General features: G+C 57.6%; 19 protein-coding genes. 13 read left to right on the forward strand and 6 right to left on the reverse strand.

Annotation, left to right across the window (positions count from 1 at the left end; translation table 11 throughout):
• Positions 1-17 precede the first annotated feature (17 nt).
• The 10 genes from MHN28_RS19780 to MHN28_RS19825 are packed head-to-tail and all read left to right on the forward strand — an operon-like array spanning position 18 to position 8,952.
• Complete coding sequence (locus MHN28_RS19780) at positions 18-293, forward strand: type IV secretion system protein VirB3 (RefSeq protein WP_239344299.1); 276 nt, start codon at positions 18-20, stop codon at positions 291-293.
• Entirely contained in the window at positions 283-2,664 is a 2,382-nt protein-coding gene (locus tag MHN28_RS19785) for a type IV secretion system protein B4 (RefSeq protein ID WP_370645764.1), read from the forward strand. Before MHN28_RS19780 ends, MHN28_RS19785 begins: the two co-directional genes overlap by 11 nt.
• Positions 2,655-2,840, forward strand: a complete 186-nt coding sequence (locus tag MHN28_RS19790) for a hypothetical protein (protein WP_239344301.1) — start codon at positions 2,655-2,657, stop codon at positions 2,838-2,840. Before MHN28_RS19785 ends, MHN28_RS19790 begins: the two co-directional genes overlap by 10 nt.
• Positions 2,837-3,943: a lytic transglycosylase domain-containing protein gene (locus MHN28_RS19795; RefSeq protein ID WP_239344302.1), complete on the forward strand. Its 1,107-nt coding sequence runs from the start codon at positions 2,837-2,839 to the stop codon at positions 3,941-3,943. The genes MHN28_RS19790 and MHN28_RS19795 overlap by 4 nt, the downstream gene beginning before the upstream one ends.
• Entirely contained in the window at positions 3,940-4,713 is a 774-nt protein-coding gene (locus tag MHN28_RS19800; RefSeq protein WP_239344303.1) for a type IV secretion system protein, read from the forward strand. Before MHN28_RS19795 ends, MHN28_RS19800 begins: the two co-directional genes overlap by 4 nt.
• Positions 4,710-5,105, forward strand: a complete 396-nt coding sequence (locus MHN28_RS19805; protein ID WP_239344304.1) for a hypothetical protein — start codon at positions 4,710-4,712, stop codon at positions 5,103-5,105. Before MHN28_RS19800 ends, MHN28_RS19805 begins: the two co-directional genes overlap by 4 nt.
• Positions 5,105-6,136: a type IV secretion system protein gene (locus MHN28_RS19810; protein WP_239344305.1), complete on the forward strand. Its 1,032-nt coding sequence runs from the start codon at positions 5,105-5,107 to the stop codon at positions 6,134-6,136. The genes MHN28_RS19805 and MHN28_RS19810 overlap by 1 nt, the downstream gene beginning before the upstream one ends.
• Positions 6,133-6,798, forward strand: a complete 666-nt coding sequence (locus MHN28_RS19815; RefSeq protein WP_239344306.1) for a virB8 family protein — start codon at positions 6,133-6,135, stop codon at positions 6,796-6,798. Before MHN28_RS19810 ends, MHN28_RS19815 begins: the two co-directional genes overlap by 4 nt.
• A 3-nt stretch (positions 6,799-6,801) precedes the next feature.
• A complete protein-coding gene (locus tag MHN28_RS19820; RefSeq protein ID WP_239344349.1) occupies positions 6,802-7,527 on the forward strand; it encodes a TrbG/VirB9 family P-type conjugative transfer protein in 726 nt (241 codons plus the stop codon).
• 3 nt (positions 7,528-7,530) lie between these two features.
• Positions 7,531-8,952 carry a TrbI/VirB10 family protein gene (locus MHN28_RS19825; protein ID WP_239344307.1) on the forward strand — a complete coding sequence of 474 codons (1,422 nt, stop codon included), beginning with the start codon at positions 7,531-7,533 and terminating at the stop codon, positions 8,950-8,952.
• A 287-nt stretch (positions 8,953-9,239) separates the two neighbouring features.
• Here MHN28_RS19825 and MHN28_RS19830 read toward each other — a convergent pair whose 3' ends face one another.
• On the reverse strand, positions 9,240-9,611 hold the full coding sequence (locus tag MHN28_RS19830) for a DUF3768 domain-containing protein (RefSeq protein WP_239344308.1): 372 nt from the start codon (positions 9,609-9,611) through the stop codon (positions 9,240-9,242).
• Positions 9,612-10,300: 689 nt separating this feature from the next.
• Between MHN28_RS19830 and MHN28_RS19835 the strand changes: the two genes are divergently transcribed.
• The 3 genes from MHN28_RS19835 to MHN28_RS19845 all read left to right on the forward strand — a co-directional run bounded on the left by MHN28_RS19835 (position 10,301) and on the right by MHN28_RS19845 (position 12,189).
• Positions 10,301-10,609: a hypothetical protein gene (locus MHN28_RS19835; protein WP_239344309.1), complete on the forward strand. Its 309-nt coding sequence runs from the start codon at positions 10,301-10,303 to the stop codon at positions 10,607-10,609.
• On the forward strand, positions 10,606-10,878 hold the full coding sequence (locus MHN28_RS19840; protein ID WP_239344310.1) for a DUF6429 family protein: 273 nt from the start codon (positions 10,606-10,608) through the stop codon (positions 10,876-10,878). The genes MHN28_RS19835 and MHN28_RS19840 overlap by 4 nt, the downstream gene beginning before the upstream one ends.
• Before the next feature lie 120 nt (positions 10,879-10,998).
• Entirely contained in the window at positions 10,999-12,189 is a 1,191-nt protein-coding gene (locus MHN28_RS19845) for a hypothetical protein (RefSeq protein ID WP_239344311.1), read from the forward strand.
• Between the two features lie 306 nt (positions 12,190-12,495).
• Here MHN28_RS19845 and MHN28_RS19850 read toward each other — a convergent pair whose 3' ends face one another.
• The 5 genes from MHN28_RS19850 to MHN28_RS19870 all read right to left on the reverse strand — a co-directional run bounded on the left by MHN28_RS19850 (position 12,496) and on the right by MHN28_RS19870 (position 16,609).
• On the reverse strand, positions 12,496-12,813 hold the full coding sequence (locus MHN28_RS19850) for a polymer-forming cytoskeletal protein (RefSeq protein ID WP_239344312.1): 318 nt from the start codon (positions 12,811-12,813) through the stop codon (positions 12,496-12,498).
• A gap of 290 nt (positions 12,814-13,103) precedes the next feature.
• Positions 13,104-13,715 (reverse strand): exonuclease domain-containing protein, encoded by a 612-nt coding sequence (locus MHN28_RS19855; RefSeq protein WP_239344313.1) that lies wholly within the window; start codon positions 13,713-13,715, stop codon positions 13,104-13,106.
• A 589-nt stretch (positions 13,716-14,304) separates the two neighbouring features.
• Positions 14,305-15,273 carry a DUF3179 domain-containing protein gene (locus tag MHN28_RS19860; protein ID WP_239344314.1) on the reverse strand — a complete coding sequence of 323 codons (969 nt, stop codon included), beginning with the start codon at positions 15,271-15,273 and terminating at the stop codon, positions 14,305-14,307.
• Positions 15,274-15,621: 348 nt separating this feature from the next.
• On the reverse strand, positions 15,622-16,185 hold the full coding sequence (locus tag MHN28_RS19865) for a recombinase family protein (protein ID WP_239344315.1): 564 nt from the start codon (positions 16,183-16,185) through the stop codon (positions 15,622-15,624).
• A complete protein-coding gene (locus MHN28_RS19870) occupies positions 16,169-16,609 on the reverse strand; it encodes a hypothetical protein (RefSeq protein WP_239344316.1) in 441 nt (146 codons plus the stop codon). Before MHN28_RS19870 ends, MHN28_RS19865 begins: the two co-directional genes overlap by 17 nt.
• Positions 16,610-16,715: the final 106 nt, after the last annotated feature.

Raw genomic sequence — 16,715 nt, forward strand, 5'->3', positions numbered from 1 at the left:
TGCCGGAAACCCATGACATGATACGGTCCCCGCTCTTTCTTGGCCTTGCCCGCCCGCCCAAATATCTCGGTCTTCCTGTTGGGTATCTCGTCGCCTTATCTTTGGCGATTGTCCTTCCCTTCATCTGGACCAAATCGCTGATCTTCTTTCTGATGGGTGCTCTGGCCTATCCGGTTCTTTGGTTTGTCGCGGATAAAGAACCGCATTTCTTCGAAGTGCTGCGCGTCTCATTCGGGGCCGTGCGCGGCACGCGCAACCGCGCCCTTCATGGCGGGGACAGCTATGGCATTTGACGGGTTGCGATACGCCAAACTCGGCACGGCGGTGTTTGAGGCCAGCGGGCCAGCACTGACACGCGAACGCTATCTGTCGGAGCATCTGCCCTATTTCACCTTTGCCAAACCGGATGTGATGATACTGCGCGAAGGCGACCTGATGGCCACGCTGCGTCTTGACGGTCTGGCGGCCTCCACGACGCCTGACGCAGACCTGGATGCGATGAAACGTGCTGTTGCTGCTGTGATCGCGCAGACGGGCAATCTCTACGGCTTTTATGTGCATCGAATCTTTGTGCCGCAGAACCTGACACTCAAGCCAGTCTCCGGCAATGTCTTTGCGGCCGAGATCGACCGCTGCTGGCAGACACATATTGCAAGTCTCAACTGCAAAAAGCCGCAGCTTTATCTCAGCATTCTCCGACGCCCGGACATCGGCGCTCGGGTGCCGTTGTTGAGTACGATCGCCAAACACACATGGATGAAGTCCCGGGATGCCCGGGTCCGCGAGCTGGACGAGGTCACCGGCTTTTTTGAAACCGCGCTCTCTGGTGCCAAGCCAAAGCGATTGGACAATACTACAGGCGAATGGCTGGGCTATCTCGGAGCACTGCTCACCGGTCAGTTTGCGCCAATCGCGCCACCCTGTTCCCCCCTGCCCCTCTCCTACGCACTAGGATCCTGCCGCGCCACCTTTGATGGCAACACGGCGCGCCTCATCTGTGGAAACACGGGCTTGGCCCGCGTTGGCGCGCTCTTCAGCATCAAGAACTATCCGCCCCAGACCGATGTCTCACTTTTTGACGGGCTCGACCTGCCGCTTGATGTGGTCCTGACAAATTCCTTCACACCGATCCCCACAAACATCATGGGAGAGCGCATCCAGAGGATCATCCGGCAAATGCGGGCGGCTGATGATGCCGCGGTGTCATTGCGCGAACAGCTGTTAGAGGCTGCTGATGATCAGGAGGCCGGGCGCATTGCTTTCGGGGATCATCACCTGTCGATCGCGGTCTACGCACCAAATCAGGCAACGCTGGAACAGGCCGCTGCGGAGGTAAAACGTCTGGGGCAGGACATGATGGCGGTGATCGTCCGGGAGAGCATGGCACTCAAGGCCACCTATTTTGCGCAAGCCCCGGGCAATTTTGGATACCGTGCCCGCAAGACGCCGATCTCCACGATCAATTTTGCGGACTTCTCGGCCCTGCATGGCAGTGTCGAAGGCCGATCTGACATAGAGACGCCATGGGGCCATCGACTGACGGTGTTCCCTACATCCACCGCCTCCGGCTACAGCTTCAATTTTCATGAACCGGGATCACCCGAACGCGAGCCCACGGTGGGTCATACACTCATTCTGGGCCGCACCGGCAGCGGCAAGACCCTCACTTCCGCTTTCCTGGCGGCGCAATCGCAGCGCATTGGAACGCGTCTTTTCTTTTTCGACAAGGATCGCGGGTTGGAAATGGCCGTGCGTGCCCTGGGCGGGTGCTACAATACCATCCTGGCTGGCATGCCGACGGGTCTGAACCCGCTACAGACCGAGATTGATGAGCGCGGACAGGCCTGGCTCACCGATTGGCTTGCCACATTGCTGTCGCGCGCCGGGGATCTGTCCGGGGAACAATCGCGCCAGATCCAGAGTGCCGTGTCTCAGAATGCCAAAGCGGGTGTCTCCCTGCAGCACTTCGCATCGTTTCAGACGCTTTTTCAGGCACTGGATGATGAGGGCGAGCTAAAGGCCCGCGTTGGTGAATGGGCTCTCGGAGGACGTTTTGGCTGGGTGTTCGATAAGCCCGAGAGCAGAGACGCCCTGGAGATGGTGGGTGACATCATTGCCTTCGACATGACCGAAATTCTCGACATGTCGACGGAGCGCATGGCGGTTCTGTCCTACATACTGCGCCGGATCGAACGGATCGTGGAAGATCGTCGTCCCACCTTGATTGTTCTGGATGAGGCCTGGAAACTGCTCGATGATCCCTATTTTGCGGCCCGTCTGGAAAACTGGCTGGTCACCTTGCGCAAGATGAATTGCGCCGTGGTCATGCTGACGCAATATCCCAGACAGCTGCGCGCGGCGCGGGTCGGCAAAACAATCGTTGAGACAGTGCCGACCCAGATCCTGTTTCCCAATGATCGCGCCACAGCCGCCGATTATGAGCTGCTGCGCGTGAATGAAAAAGAAGCGGCACTGCTCTCCCAGCCAACAACCGGTCAACGCGTCGCGTTGGTGCGATCCGCAGGCGACTCCGTTCTTGTCGATGCGGATCTTTCGGCCCTCGGCCCCCTGTTACCCATTCTGGGCGGAGGCTGCTCCGGCGCGGCCCGTGTCGGTGCGGATTGGCGCAGCACGCCTGAATTCTGGAGGGCAGCATGCAGCTGAAACCTGTCCTCCTGATCCTCTCATTGGCGGCTTGTGAGAAATACACCGATGCGACATCGCCCTGTTTCGGCAAGGATGGCAAACCAGCCGTGACGCGCGGCAGCACCTCATACCTGTCCTTCGCCGCCTTCCCTGCAAAAGATTGCAGCTTCGTAGAGATTGAGGGGCTCCAATGAAATCCGCCGTCGTCCTTATTGTACTCGCCACCCATTCCGCCTCTCCGGTGCAGGGGCAAGGTGTGCCGGTTCAGGACAATGCGGGCCTGGGTCAGCTCTCCCTGTTGCTCTCTGGCCTTGGCAAAGACCTGCAAGCTCAGCGAGATCAATTGGGCACCGGCCGGACTCTTTCATCCGTTCAGGCGGATCAGCTGCGGGCGCTTGATGGGATCTCTGCCACCCTGACCGGACCGGGGCTCGACATTCGCGCATTGGAAGGTAATGCCGATTTCCCCGCCGATGAAATCTATCCCGCCGTCTCCACTCACCCGATGGATAATCGCCTTTTTGGCGAGACCCGGGAGACCATTGAGATGATGATTGTCCGGGTTGCCGGCGAATACGCAGATGCGCCAGGAGTGCGCCGCGCCAGCCTTTCCGCAACCCAGTGGCGTTGCCTGTTCCAGGCGCTGGTCAAACAGGAAAGCCGGTTCAGTGTTTCCGCGCAAAGCCCGGTCGGGGCCTATGGCCTGACTCAGCTCATGCCGGGAACGGCTGATGATCTGGGTGTGGATCGCTATGATGTGATGGGCAATCTGCGGGGCGGCGCGCATTACATTACAACCCAGCTCAACACGTTCGGCACCATTCCGCATGCACTGGCGGCCTACAATGCCGGACCCGGGCGGGTGCAGGACTACGGTGGCGTTCCACCCTTCCCCGAAACCCAGGGCTACGTCCGCAATATCTCGCGCTACTACAATGAGTACCTCGCCGTGATTGGCGGGGCGGACGCGCTTGGCACATTGTCCCCCTCCGATATGGCACTGGCGGAATACAGCAGTGTTTCCGAAGCCAGCGTTTACTATGCAGCGGACAACCATGCCACAACCGAGCAGGTAATCAACCGGCTGGCGGCTATCATTCGTCAGATCGATTCAACGCCTGACGTCAAACGCGCATTAGAACTCAACACCTACGCCAAGGCCGAGATCGGTCGCATTCTCAATCTGCGGGCCCGCTTGATGGCAGCCAACCAACAGCGCGTGGCAGCCCATGGTCAGCACCTGGCAGTAGACCGATTGGCCGAGCGGGAATTCATGAGGATGGAGGTGGTTCGATGAACTGGAATTCTCTGAGTCTGGTGGTTGCAGTGATGGTATTGGGTATGTCTCCAAAACCCGCAACTCCGCAGGGTGTTCCGACGTTCGACAATTCGAACCTGCGCCAATTGGTGCTGCAGCTTGAACACATGGCCGAGGATCTGAACGTCCAGCTTCAGCAGCTGGCCACCATGCGGCAAGAGGTGGAAACCCAGCTCAGTCAGCTTTTGAACCTCGAAGCGCAGCTGGCCTCTTTAAGCGAGGGTAATGAGCTGGGTGAGCTGTTCGCTTCGGCCCGGGAGTTCGAGCGGGTGCGCGGCAAGCTGACCGCGCCGCTGGCCACCGTAGAAGCTCTGTCCAGCGGGGATTTTCTGAGTGGGTTTCGACCTGATGCGGAACTGGATGCGGCGGTGGAACGTGTTCTGTCGGGAAGCGGGTTCACGCAGGAGCGCCTGTCCGTTCTGGCAACAAGCGAAGAACCCGCCGACAATCGGCTGGCGACCCGTGCCGGGTCCAGCGCGATGTTGTCAATGGCCGCCCAGGAAAGTCACGCTGAGGCTGGCGAAAGTCTGGGGCGGCTCGAAACTATGGTGGGGCTGATTGACGACCAGCAGGGCCTGAAAGCCGCCGTCGATCTCAACACCCGTGTGACCGCGGAGCTGGGGATCATCCTCACGCAAATCTGGCGGCTCGAAGCTGCCGCGGGCGTCAATGGCGGTCAGCTAGGATTGGTTGACGCTGCTACATTGGCTGAAGAACGAAAATTCCGCTCCATGGAGGTTCCGAAATGATCCAGTTTCCGACAATCGTATGGGCTGGTGCAGCTCTCATCTGCCTCCCCGCTCACGCTAACCCCCAATCTTCGGAGCGGACTTTCGAGACCATGGCGCAGCCTCAAGGCGCACACGTCGAATGCAAGGCGCCGCGGCCACCGAAGGATCTGGCTGAGACGGCCTATATTCGAAACGGCTATCGCGCGATCCTACGGATAATGGCCGCTGAGAAATGGAAAGAGACTGGTTCATGCGACTGCTATCTATCTGCGATCAAATGGGAAGAGGTTTTGCAAGCAGGCCTCAAATTTCATACCTCAAACGACCCCAGACGACCTTTCGATACATCTGACCTGAGAGAAAAAGCCGACGATTTGCTTGCTCAACGCGATGAGGCTTGTGAGCGCTGATGGGAATAATCTCTGACATACTTGAGCAAGTTGACGACGCTATAGCCACAGTATCTCAAGAAGGGTTTGTTGCTTCTGCTGGAGCGGTGGGCGATGTCCTTTCCGTTGGTGCGACTGTTCTGTTGATCCTGATGGGGATCAATGTGGTCATGCAGCTTCGACCAATGACCTTTGGTAGCACCTTTGCCTTTGGAATCAAGGTCGCGCTCATAGGTATCTTTGCTCAAAGCTGGGACAACTTTGCGGTTGTCTATGGTATCGCCGTAGAAGTCCCTGAAAGTATTGGAGCTTCGATACTCGACCTAACAGATTCCGGCGACGAAGCTGGCGTCTATGAAAGCCTCGACAGCATGGTCATCCGGATTACCGCCTATGGCGATGCCATCGGGGACCGGGCCGGTTGGGTCTTCGGAGCTGTTCTTGGAGCGATATTCTTTGTTTTATCGGCTGTCTTTGCCGCGATCGCCGCAGGCATCATCGCCTACGCACGGATAGTCTTTACCCTGATGATCGTGATCGCGCCGTTCATGATCCTCACTTCGCTCTTCAAACCCACCCAATCCCTCTTCGAAGCCTGGACCCGCGCCACGATCGGCTACGCCTTGATGCCGGTCGCGGCGGCCGGTGCAGCCGGAATAATCGTCGCTATTGCCGAAGCTGTCGGTGAAGCCTCCGTTGATCCAGACAATGTCGAGACCATCAGCCTGATCCTGCCTTTCCTCGTGATCCTGCTGCTCTCGGCCGGGATCATGGCCGCCGTGCCCTTTATTGCGTCCAACCTGACTGGTGTTATGGGGATTGCCTCGAATGCCATCGGTCTGACCGGACTGGCACGGCAAGGCGTCGTCAATGCAAGCGCGTACGGTATGGGCGGTGCAGGCCGTGTACTGACGGGCCGCACGCCTTTCGAGATCCGCCGGGATATCAGTGCTGCAGCAACGGCGAGTAACCAAATCATCCGACGCACCCCCGCTCAGTCACTCGCGCGCATAAAAGCCTTCCGCGCCTTCATGGCCTCCCAGAAGACATGACCCGGGCGCCGTTCGATCAAGATGCCTTCGAGGCAGATTTCATCTTCGGACCCCGACGCAGAGAACGCTTTGCCTATTTCATAGCCGCAGCGGGCGTCATTGTCGGCCTCACCGGCTTTGTGGGCGCCATTACCCTGTTCCCACTCAAGACAATCGAAACCTTCGTGGTTGTCGTCGACAAAGACACCGGTGAGATGGACCGCGTTGCCGCTGTTGAGGCGCTCAGCCTTGATGAAAGTGATGCGATCATCCAGGCCAATCTCGTCGCCTATGTCGATGACCGGGAAACCTATGACCTGACCGATGGAGAACAGCGGATCAATTCCGTACTGCAACGTTCGGATGAGGACGCTGAACGAACCCTGCGTGATCTCTGGTCCTCGACCAACCCGGACTACCCGATCACAATCTATGGGCGGGAGGCCAGGATCGATGTGGTGATCCGTTCGGTCAATCAGATCGAGCCCGGTGTGGCACAGGTGCGTTTCACCAGGACCCTGCGCAATCCCCGCGACACAAGGACAGTTACACGGCCTTACGTCGCCACGCTCGCCTACGCTTTCAAACCGGAAACCCGCCAGCGGTTGCAGCAGGTCTGGTCCAACCCGCTGGGCTTCGTCGTAACATCCTATCGCGTCGATGCAGAAACGCTGGAGAATTGAGTGATGCGCTTCACCCTTCCTGTTCTCCTTTTCGCACTCATTCCGGGCATCGCCCTGTCAGAGGCCACACCGCAGGGTGGACCAAAAGACACACGCATCCGTTATGCGGTCTATGACATCAATCAGGTCTTTCGCATCGAGACCGATCTGCGCCACTCCACCACAATCCAGTTTGGTCAGGGCGAGCGTTTTGAAGCGGTCATTGTCGGGGATACGGAGAGCTTTCAGGTCGATCCCATTCCCGAACTCGGCAACATCTTGACCATCAAACCTCATGTCCGGAACGCCTCCACAAACATGACAGTCATCACCAATCGCCGCAGCTATGTCTTCCATCTGCGCGAAGGGTCCTTGCCTGGGCGCGGCGGCATGTTCTTCGAGGTGCGATTTCGCTATCCGGGGGAGGCAAGGCGCGCGAGCTCTGCCAGCGCAAGGGTCAAAGGTTTCGCAGCACCGCGCAACTTCAATTACAAGCTCGCAGGCAGAAGCGATTTCCAGCCCGTCGGCGTTTATGATGACGGGCGCTTTACCTTTTTCACCTTCCCGGAAAATGCGCGCCAGCCAGCCATCTTCAAGGCGGACAATCAGGGGCGCGAGCGCACAGTGAACTGGACCCAACAGGGCAACACGGTCCGCGTCACCGGGACAAGTTCCTTCTGGACCCTGCGCCTCGGCGAAGCTGCGCTTTGCATCTATCGCGATACATCCGCCGTATCGGTGGGGAACTGAACCATGTCTGATGATCCCAACCTCCAAAAGCGTCTTGAGACCTTCAGCACGTCACACAGTGCGGGCGCACGGCGCAGGTTTGGCATTCCCGCCTTGGCCTTCGCCATGGGTCTGGGTGGTGCAGGCATTGCTTATCTTCTGGCACAGGACTGGACTGATGACGTTGACCGGCTGCAGACCTCGGATGTGGACGTGTTTCAGAATGATCGCCTGCGGACAGGCGGTCGTTTGGAGTTTCCCAAAGAAGACACTGATCGGCGTGTGGACGAGGCTTTGATCGCGGTCGAAGAGGCGCTGGACCTCCCTGCTACGGATGTATCTTCCGCAGATCCGGGCGCGGAATTGCTTGCTGAACTGGCGGAGCTGCGCAACGCGCTGGCTGCGGCACAATCAGAACGCAATGCCGAAATCCAATCCGCCGTCAGTGATCTGCGAGAGGCCTTTGGTGAGCAGACCAAGGCGTTAGAAGCCGCAGTCGCTGATAGGGACGCAAAGCTCTCCGCGCTGGAACGGGAAAGCGCAGCACGGTTGAATACCTTACAAAGCCAGGTTGAGGCGGAACGGGCACAAAGGGAAGCGCTCGAAGCAGACCGCGCCAGCGACGCGCTGATCCGGGATCAGAAGTTACTCGACGAACGGCGCAGACAGGAAGAAGAACAAAAGCGCCATGAAGCGGAGCTACAAGCGCACCAGCTCCTGACAGCGCAGGTCACCTCTCCAGCGGTGGTGTATTCTACCGGGGCCACAGCCAGAGCGGCTGCGGCACGCGGCGGGACTGGCCCAGTGACTGGTGGTGAGCTCCCGCTGAACGAAAACGAAACCTATCTGCGCCGGGCGGCGCGGGCACTGGAGGTTGAAGAAGCTGCCCGGATGGAAGATCCCGATCACACGCTGGCGCAAGGTTCTGTTATTCAGGCCGCACTGCAAACAGCGATCAACAGCGATCTGCCAGGCAATGTCGTGGCCGTTGTCGCCGAACCCGTTTATGCGTTTTCCGGCAATCGGGTCCTGATCCCGCGTGGTTCGCGTCTCTTTGGCCAGTATCGGTCGGGCGTAGAAGTGAACCAGAAACGGATTCTTATCCTCTGGACCCGCATCCTCACCCCTGACGGGACATCGATGCAGATCGCTTCCGTGGGTGGCGATCCGCTTGGCCGTTCCGGTCTGACCGGGCTTGTCGACACCAAGTTCGATGAACGCTTTGGCGGTGCAGCGCTGATTTCCATCATTGGGGCAGCCCCCGCAGTCGCGGCAGACCAGATCGAGGACGACCTGGCACGCGACGTGGCTCGAGAAGTCACCGGAGATCTGGAAGACGCCACAAATTCCGTCATTGCAGATCAGGTTTCCATTGCACCGACCATTTATGTCGATCAGGGCGCCATGGTGACTGTTCTCGTGGACCGGGATGTCGTCGTCTATTGAAAACAGGGAAAATCATCCGATGAGCCAGCTCTTCGATCAGCGCGCATCCGGTCTTTCAGCGACAGCATTGCAGATGAGCCCGCAAGCGGCGTCCAATGCCAAAGGTGTCGCCCTTCCTGAGAAGCGCCCAAGCCTCGACGACGCGGCGCTTCTTCGTCTCATGGTCTATGTGTCTCACCTTCCTTTCCGTTGTGGTGATGGTGCGGGAAGGGCGTTCATCGCCCCCCCTTGGGCCTGCTCGACAGGCCAGCCTCGGCGCGGGGCAGGGAGAAAACCCGCTGCCGAATTCAGTAGTCGCTGGGAAACAGGAAGGTCAGGACGCGGCGGGTCTTGCTCAGATCGGTGGGGGCTGGCGTCCCGCACTGATAATTCTCGTCATAGAGATCGATCTTGAACCAGACGGTTTTGCCCATGACCTCCATGAAACCCATCTCGTGGGTGCCGTAGGGGTCGTTGTCTTCGGTGAACCCGTCATAAGTTGTAACCGCCGCCAGACAGGCCGCGACAAAGCCGGGGCCCATATTGTCGATGGCATTTGTCTGGACGAACATCCCTTCGCCGCCCTCGGGCAAACGTTTGCGAAACGCGTCATTCTGCTGGGCGATGAGCGCGTAATCGACGGGGTCTGTTTCTTCGGTCTCAATTGCGTTTGCAGCCATGGGTGACCTCTCTTTCGTGGCGGAGCGATGGCCGATCTGCGCCCGGCCCCGCCGCCCTCGGTTCGGTTTGGTCCAATGGGTCAAGGGAACGACCCATTGGCTTTGACATCGCCCCCCACACCCCTCCGCGTTTTTCCCCGGAAAGGAAGGGGGCCGATGGAAAAGATCCGCTTCTGATCTGAGGACTGGGGGTCAGGCTGAAATCGGGCAAATTTGGGAGGGACCCGCGCGCGCCGCGTGGGAGGAACCGGGATTTGTACGATTTCTGCTTGAAGCGCATTGGAAAGAGAAATGCGAGCCGCGCCCCGGCGCGGGTCTCTCCCTGCGCCCTCCCCTGGGCCGGATCAGATACGAGAGCTTTTCGGCCCCCTGACGCTCGGGAAAACCAAGCGCAGCAGACCGCCACGCAGTCTGCTCAGCCAATCATGACAATGCCAGGGCTGGGGTGAGCGCGCACGGCGCGCCGATCCCTTGCCCTGTCCATTGATCCATGCGAGCCGCGCAGCGTGCGCGGATCTCAACCCATCATTTGACTGATATTATCAGCAGTGAGGTGCTCTGAATTGCTTTCAACTCGCTAGAAACATACTAGCACTACATATTGTGTAATATGCGCCTCTATCTACAACATACTTGCTTTTACCCCTCTTTTGTTCTACAATTCATGGTGCCGCCAAAGGGGGAAGCAGATGTCCGAAACTGCCATTTCAGAGACACAAACCGCACTGCCAGCCACGGCCAAACAACTTGCTTACGCACGTAAGATCGCAGAGCAGCAAAACGTCGTTCTACCTTGGGATATCCAGCAGGACCGTCGGGCTTTGAGTCAGTGGATTGATACGCAGAGATCAGCACCTCGCGTTCGTGATACCCGGCCAAGCTCCAAACAGGTGGCGTTCGCAGAGCGGATCGCGCGGATCAAACGCAGCGCTGTTCCGGACGAGTGCTTTCGGGATCGCTCACTGATGTCCCGCTGGATCGACAGCAATAAGCCTTGACGGACCCGGCCCTGATGGCGTCCGCTGTGGTCATGGACGTTGATGAAGACAAGGTAGATGACGTGGTTCTGGCATTGCTTTGGCTGACGCTGCATGACGAGCGGCTTGCCTGGAAAGGTTTTGACTGGGGCGCGCTCAACCGCTTGCACCACAAAGGAATGATCCTGGACCCTAAAGGTAAGGTGAAGTCAGTTGTACTGACCGAGGACGGGCTGCGCCGATCGGAAGCGCTCTTTACGGAGCTCTTTGTGCAGAAGCCCGGGCAATAACTATTCCACTGCGTGACCACCAAGGCAATCTGCGCCAACGCAGGTCTGACCTCTGGCTGACGGCCGCAATCTGCGCTTGGTCGCAGCTGTTTGGTAATTGATGAAGAAAGGCGCAGGTCGATGGGACATGATCTTGACAGGCTCATAAGATGCATCACCCGCGACGACATTTGGCCCGAGCGGCTTGCGGATGTTCCGGCAGAGCATTTTTTGCCGGCCCTCGAAACATTCGATCTCGATTTTGAGGAATTGGGCGAAGTGCTTGGCGACGACTGGCCAATGGTCCTGTGGGGCGGTGGTCTGGAAGATCTGCTGGGCAGGACATTCGGGCCAGACAAGGAAAACGCCGCGGATGTCTATCTGAAGCGGCAGGGATCGAAGGAGAGCCCCCAGACTCGATCCTATATCGCGGGATTGCGGATTGCCCCAATCAGCCTTTACGAGGTCAGCAATATAGTACCAGGAAAAACCATGGTTCTTCGGGACCTGCTCTCCGACGCGGGCCCGGTCACTGTTCGTGAACAAAGCGCCACGCAGATGTTGCAACAATGGGATCGCATTGCTGTTCGGATTGTCCCGCAAGGTGACCACAATGTAATCTCAGGGGCGCTGCTTCCGTTCAACGCCGATGCCGTCGTGATGTTCGAAGATGTGCTTCAGACCGTCCTGAAACTGAACGCCGAAGATGACCTGAGACTGACGCAGGAACAGTTACGGCGCTCGGCACCACTGTTCGCCAATGCCTGGCTCTTTGCACATCTGCCAAACCTGCTGGACCCGGAACTGCCGCAGATCACCAACAGTGATGGTGATGACCTGGTTTTTCATGAGCTGCGCTTCCCTTTCGCCACCGGGGTTACACAAAACCGAGTTTCAGAGAGATTGTTGCAGGCCGCTGAACTTGTGGCTTCGGGTCAGAAAGAATGGACATGGCTGGCTTTGGACAACGCAAGCGGCCCGCGACGCGGGACCGGCCTGGTTCTGGACAAGTCGATGTCTGGCGCTGCTGTCCTCGGATCTCTGTCTCTGAAAGGCAAGGCGCTGACACTGTCTGTAGATTCAGTCGCGCGTGCGAGACGCGGCGAAGCATTTATCCTTGAGCTGCTGGGTGATCTGGTGAAGCCGCCGTTGACAGAGATCCAGACCGTCGAACAGATGATGGCAAAGGATAATCCCGAGAGCGGACCCGCTGTGAACGAAGACATCCCCCCTGCCCTAGCCCGGCAGCTCGCCCAGGAGTATCTCGATCGGCATTACCGTGAGACGCTCGACCAGCCGATCCCGGCGCTGGGAGACAAGACCCCACGCTAGGCCGTTCGCAGCGCCAAGGGCAAGAAAGCGGTGATTGACTGGCTGAAGACAATCGAAAACCGCAGTGCCCGACAGACAGGCTCGCCCGTCGCAGGTTATGATTTCAGCTGGATGTGGGACGAGCTTGGCCTCTCTGAATACCGGAAATGATCCGGCTCGCCGATGAGATCCGAATTGTGTTTGGGCAATCGGTTTTCCAGCTCGTGATCATCACAGCGTGGTGCAGGCCGACCAAAGGTTCTCCAAGTACTGGGCGATCGCAGTGACTCATGTTCGTCCTGGCCACAGAACCCGGCCAGAACGGCCCTATTGTACACCGGTGATTTCGACCTTGCCCACAACCCTGGCACCGCTCTCGGTTTCCATCGTCCTGGCCACGACATCAGCCTGAACCCTTGAAGTCGACGTAAGTTTCAGATTGTCGCAACTCAAGCAGCCATTGTGTTTGCCTTCTATCGTGATCTTTTTGGCCGACAATGCGCCAGCGACAGATCCGCTCAATTGAACAGTAATCGAGTCAGAACTGACATCCCCAACCACATTGCCTTTGACGTCAACACTTCCTCCGTTTGACTTGACGTTGCCTTCGATTGTCAGGTCTTCTTCAACTATTGAGCTGGCCACACTAAGATCCTCTGCTTGAGACAACCGCGACCCTAAGACGGAAGCCGCGATTTGACCACCTGCATGGAAATTGACTTGGTCACAGGGCGAAGATCCGCTGCTACCCGGCGATAGCCCAAGCATAACCAACTTCGTAAAGCATGAAGATCACGGGCAAAATCGATTGATCGGGGAGTGGCATCCAAGGTCTGGAATACGGCCTGGCCGTCGTCAGTGCGTTGAAAACGAAAGGGCTAGTTCAGCCCTTTCCACACGTTTGAGTAAAGCAGAATTTCAGGGATTTTAACCGGTTATCTCTTAGATCGATTTTCGAAAGCAAAGGTCAACTGGCGGTTTGTCCTGAGATAGGGCAACGGCGCGCCAAAAATCTCTTCTGCCTTTAAGATCACAGAGGCCGAAGCTCGGGCGTCCTCACCTGCATCATGGTGAGAAAACTCAAGGCCAAGGTGTTTCTTAAGATTTGCCAGCCCGTGCCCACCGGCACCCTTCAATGATGGCCATGCTTGACGGGCAATCGCGACACTGTTCGTCCAATGCGACGTGATCATTGGCAAGCCATACCGGGCGCAAGCAGCCGTCATTGCCTTTTCATCAAACCTACTGTGTTGCACAAGGCAGTGCGTGTTGAGGACCTCAAACAAGGACGCATAGACCGTCGGGAATGTCTCAGCCTCCTTCACGGTTTCAGCGGAAATCCCGTGCAGCTCAGTATTGAATGCATCAAACGGTCCTTCTGGGTCAACCAAGACGGAATAGGTCTGCATGGAACCTGTGTCGCTGACAAAACAAAGCCCGATCTGGCAGATGCTGCTGATCGATTTTCCCGCTGTTTCAACGTCCAACGCAATAAAACGAAAAGGTCCGACGGGCGGTGTACTAAGGTGTCCAAATCTGTTCAACATGTCCACCGTTTTGGGCGCCCTACATCAATCGGATTTCCTCAACCCTCGCTGCAATGTCAATAATTGAGCACCATACTGTTCAGGCGTCAAATTGATCTTGGCAAGCCATTCTCGCATTCGAAGATTGTAGCTTGTCTCTATGACACTTCACTCAGCGGCCCTTTCCCGCCGTTACTCACTTCACACAGTTTCTGCGGTTGCAGCCCGCTTTCCTGCCGTTCACTGCAATACCAAATATGCTGATGGATCGGCACGATGAACTCGGACATAATGGACCTTTTTCGCCAAATACAACGGCTACACAAGGCTCAAAGAATTCGCCCGACGCTTTAGCTGCACAAAGTGTGGAACGACTCGAATTTTGCCTCTTGCGGCGGCGAAAACCACCGAAAAAGGGCGGATTTGAGTCCTCATCCTCGCCCGACTGCTACGTATAGATCCTAAACTCTTTGGTTTTATTGACTTTTGCCAAGCTAATGAAGGCGGCTGGTTCTGAAACTCCCTCTCAATTGGTATCAGATCGATTTATCTAACAATCCCCCAGCAATGGGTGACCGGGAAGTCGCTGGCGATGCAGGGCCCGGCACGTTCACCCCCCGTCGGCCAGCATCCATCTGCCTTCCGGCCAGAAGGCGTGGAATGCAAAGGCGAACATGACATCATGGGCGATATTTTGTCCCGATGCGTTACGCACCCGGACTGAGCCTACATCGCGCCCCTTGGCGATGCGCCCGGTGTCGAGGGCCGAGGCCTGCCCCGCGCGCCAGGAGAGCGTTATCCCGGCCTCAGAGATCTCGCCCTCTGCGCTCAGCCTCTCCAGAGTCCAGGCTCTGTCGCCGACGCGGACTATGCGCGCCAGTGGGCTGATGCCATGGGGCGGGTTTTCTCCGGAATAGAGAAAGGGCCGCGACAGGGTGTCGTAGCCGCGATAAGGGTTGCGCCCATAGTCGCGATTATAGGTCGGTTCGTTCATCACCAGCCCATCCGGGTTACGGCTGCTGAACTCCTCCCAGCTTTCCATCCAAGTGGGCAGGGTCTTCAGTTCCGTGCCTGTCAGATCGCCGACGATGGCCCGGCCGATGGCCTGCTGCCACCAGCTTTCAGTTTCGCGGTCATACATCACCATGTCGGAATGGCGCAGCTTGCCTGAGACGCCGAAGGTGAGCGTGCCCGCAGCGGTGCGCCGATCGAAGCTCATGCCGGAATTGCACAATGGGCAATAGGTGACGGCCACCGGGATTTCGCCGACCCTGTCATTCACAATCTCGTGCCATATCAGATAGCGTATTGGATAGGCTCGAGGCTCGGCCCCGTCGACCTCAAGCGTGATCACCGGCTCGCGTTTGCCCAGCCTCGTTTCGTCAGAAACGCGCAGGAATTTGGGATCGCTGATCGCAGGGATTCCGTCCTTGGGCGGGCCGCCGGACTGAATCTCGGACCAATCCGTGACCGCACTGCGGCTGAAATTGGTCTGCGGCCACTCAAGTTCCCAGCGGTCGGGGCTGGCGAGCGCTGTACCGGCGACGAAGAGAAAGGCGAACAGGACAAGACGGCGCATTGGAATTTCCGGTCGGTGGATGCGCAATCCTGACGGCTGGACACCTGTCTGCATAGGGCTGGCACAGGAATGTGAAGAGAATTCATGCCTCCGGTATCAGGTTGCTCCCTCGGGGCGTCGGCAAACCAGGGTGGCGGCGAGGGCCGGGATTCCGGCGAGGGCCTGCCCCACATGGTTCACTGCACCCCGAAACCGGCAAAGCGCCAGCACCGCAAGGCCCGACCAGGTCGTAAAAACTACGCTGCCCGTCCGCACCATGGGCCACGTTTGGAACTACCACCTCCGCCTCGTAATAGGGGTCTGTTCCGGCTCGGGGCAGAATGACACCGTAAGACCTGATGGTTGCGGTTATCCCTCTTCCTTGACCAGTCTGTAAGCTGTTGATCTTGCGATGCCGATTTGTTTGGCGGCTTGTCCGGCGGTCATTCCGGCTTGGACGAGGTTTTGCAGCGCCAAGACCGTTTCAGGTTCGAGGGGAGGTCGCCCAGGCTTTCGGCCCTGTGCTCTGGCGGCTTCAATGCCGTCTTTGGTGCGTTCAGAAATCAACCGGCGCTCGAAATGGGCGATGGCTCCAAAAACGTGGAAGATCAGTTCACCAGCGGCGGATGTGGTGTCGATCCGTTCTTCGAGGCTGATCAACCCGATGTTTTGCTCTTTCAGGTTTTCGACAGTTTCCAGGAGCTCTTTGAGCGAGCGCCCGAGCCGGTCTAGGCGGGTAACGGCCAAGCTGTCGCCGGGGCGGGTATGATCCATCAGCGCAGACAAGCCGGGGCGGTCGAACTGTTTGCCCGAAACGACATCCTCGAAGACGCGGATGGCCCCCGCATCCTTGAGTCGCGTGATCTGGCCAGACAGGTCCTGTTCAGACGTTGATACCCGCGCATAACCGAGGATGTCACCGCTTCTTGGCATAGTATTTTTCTTTGAGGAGAGCCAAATAGTCTTCAGAAAAATCCACCCTGATACCGCATTGCGCGTTTCGGGGTATTTTTGCGGTTTCGTCGTCCTGTCCCGTCGCTGTCAGAACTTGGACAAGGTGATGGCCACTCAGTTGAACATAAATTGGGTGTTCTCCGGCCATTTTATTGTACCAACGACCCCACCATCGTTTAGAGCGGTCAAAGGCGCGTCGTGTTGTAACGGTTCTCAGGTGGAGAAATTGAATGAGCCCCTCCGCAGTATGATTGGAGGTCTCTACTTGTTTTGACAACATACGGCCAATTGAAGCCATACCACCAGTTGCCCCCATCCCTAGCGCCTCTCCAACACTATTGGTGGACAATGAAAACGGTTTTCCCGCAACAACAATAATCGGGAAACAAGAGAGATCGTACATTGGAAATACTGTCCTTTAACCGTTCGTTTTAGAGACAGGTTTCCGGGCAACCCAGACAACCGGGTTTTTCCAACCAAAACTGTCTCATTATTCGTCTTTATATTAT

Origin of the sequence: Ruegeria sp. Ofav3-42 (assembly GCF_022347725.1) — a bacterium.
Classification (GTDB): domain Bacteria; phylum Pseudomonadota; class Alphaproteobacteria; order Rhodobacterales; family Rhodobacteraceae; genus Ruegeria.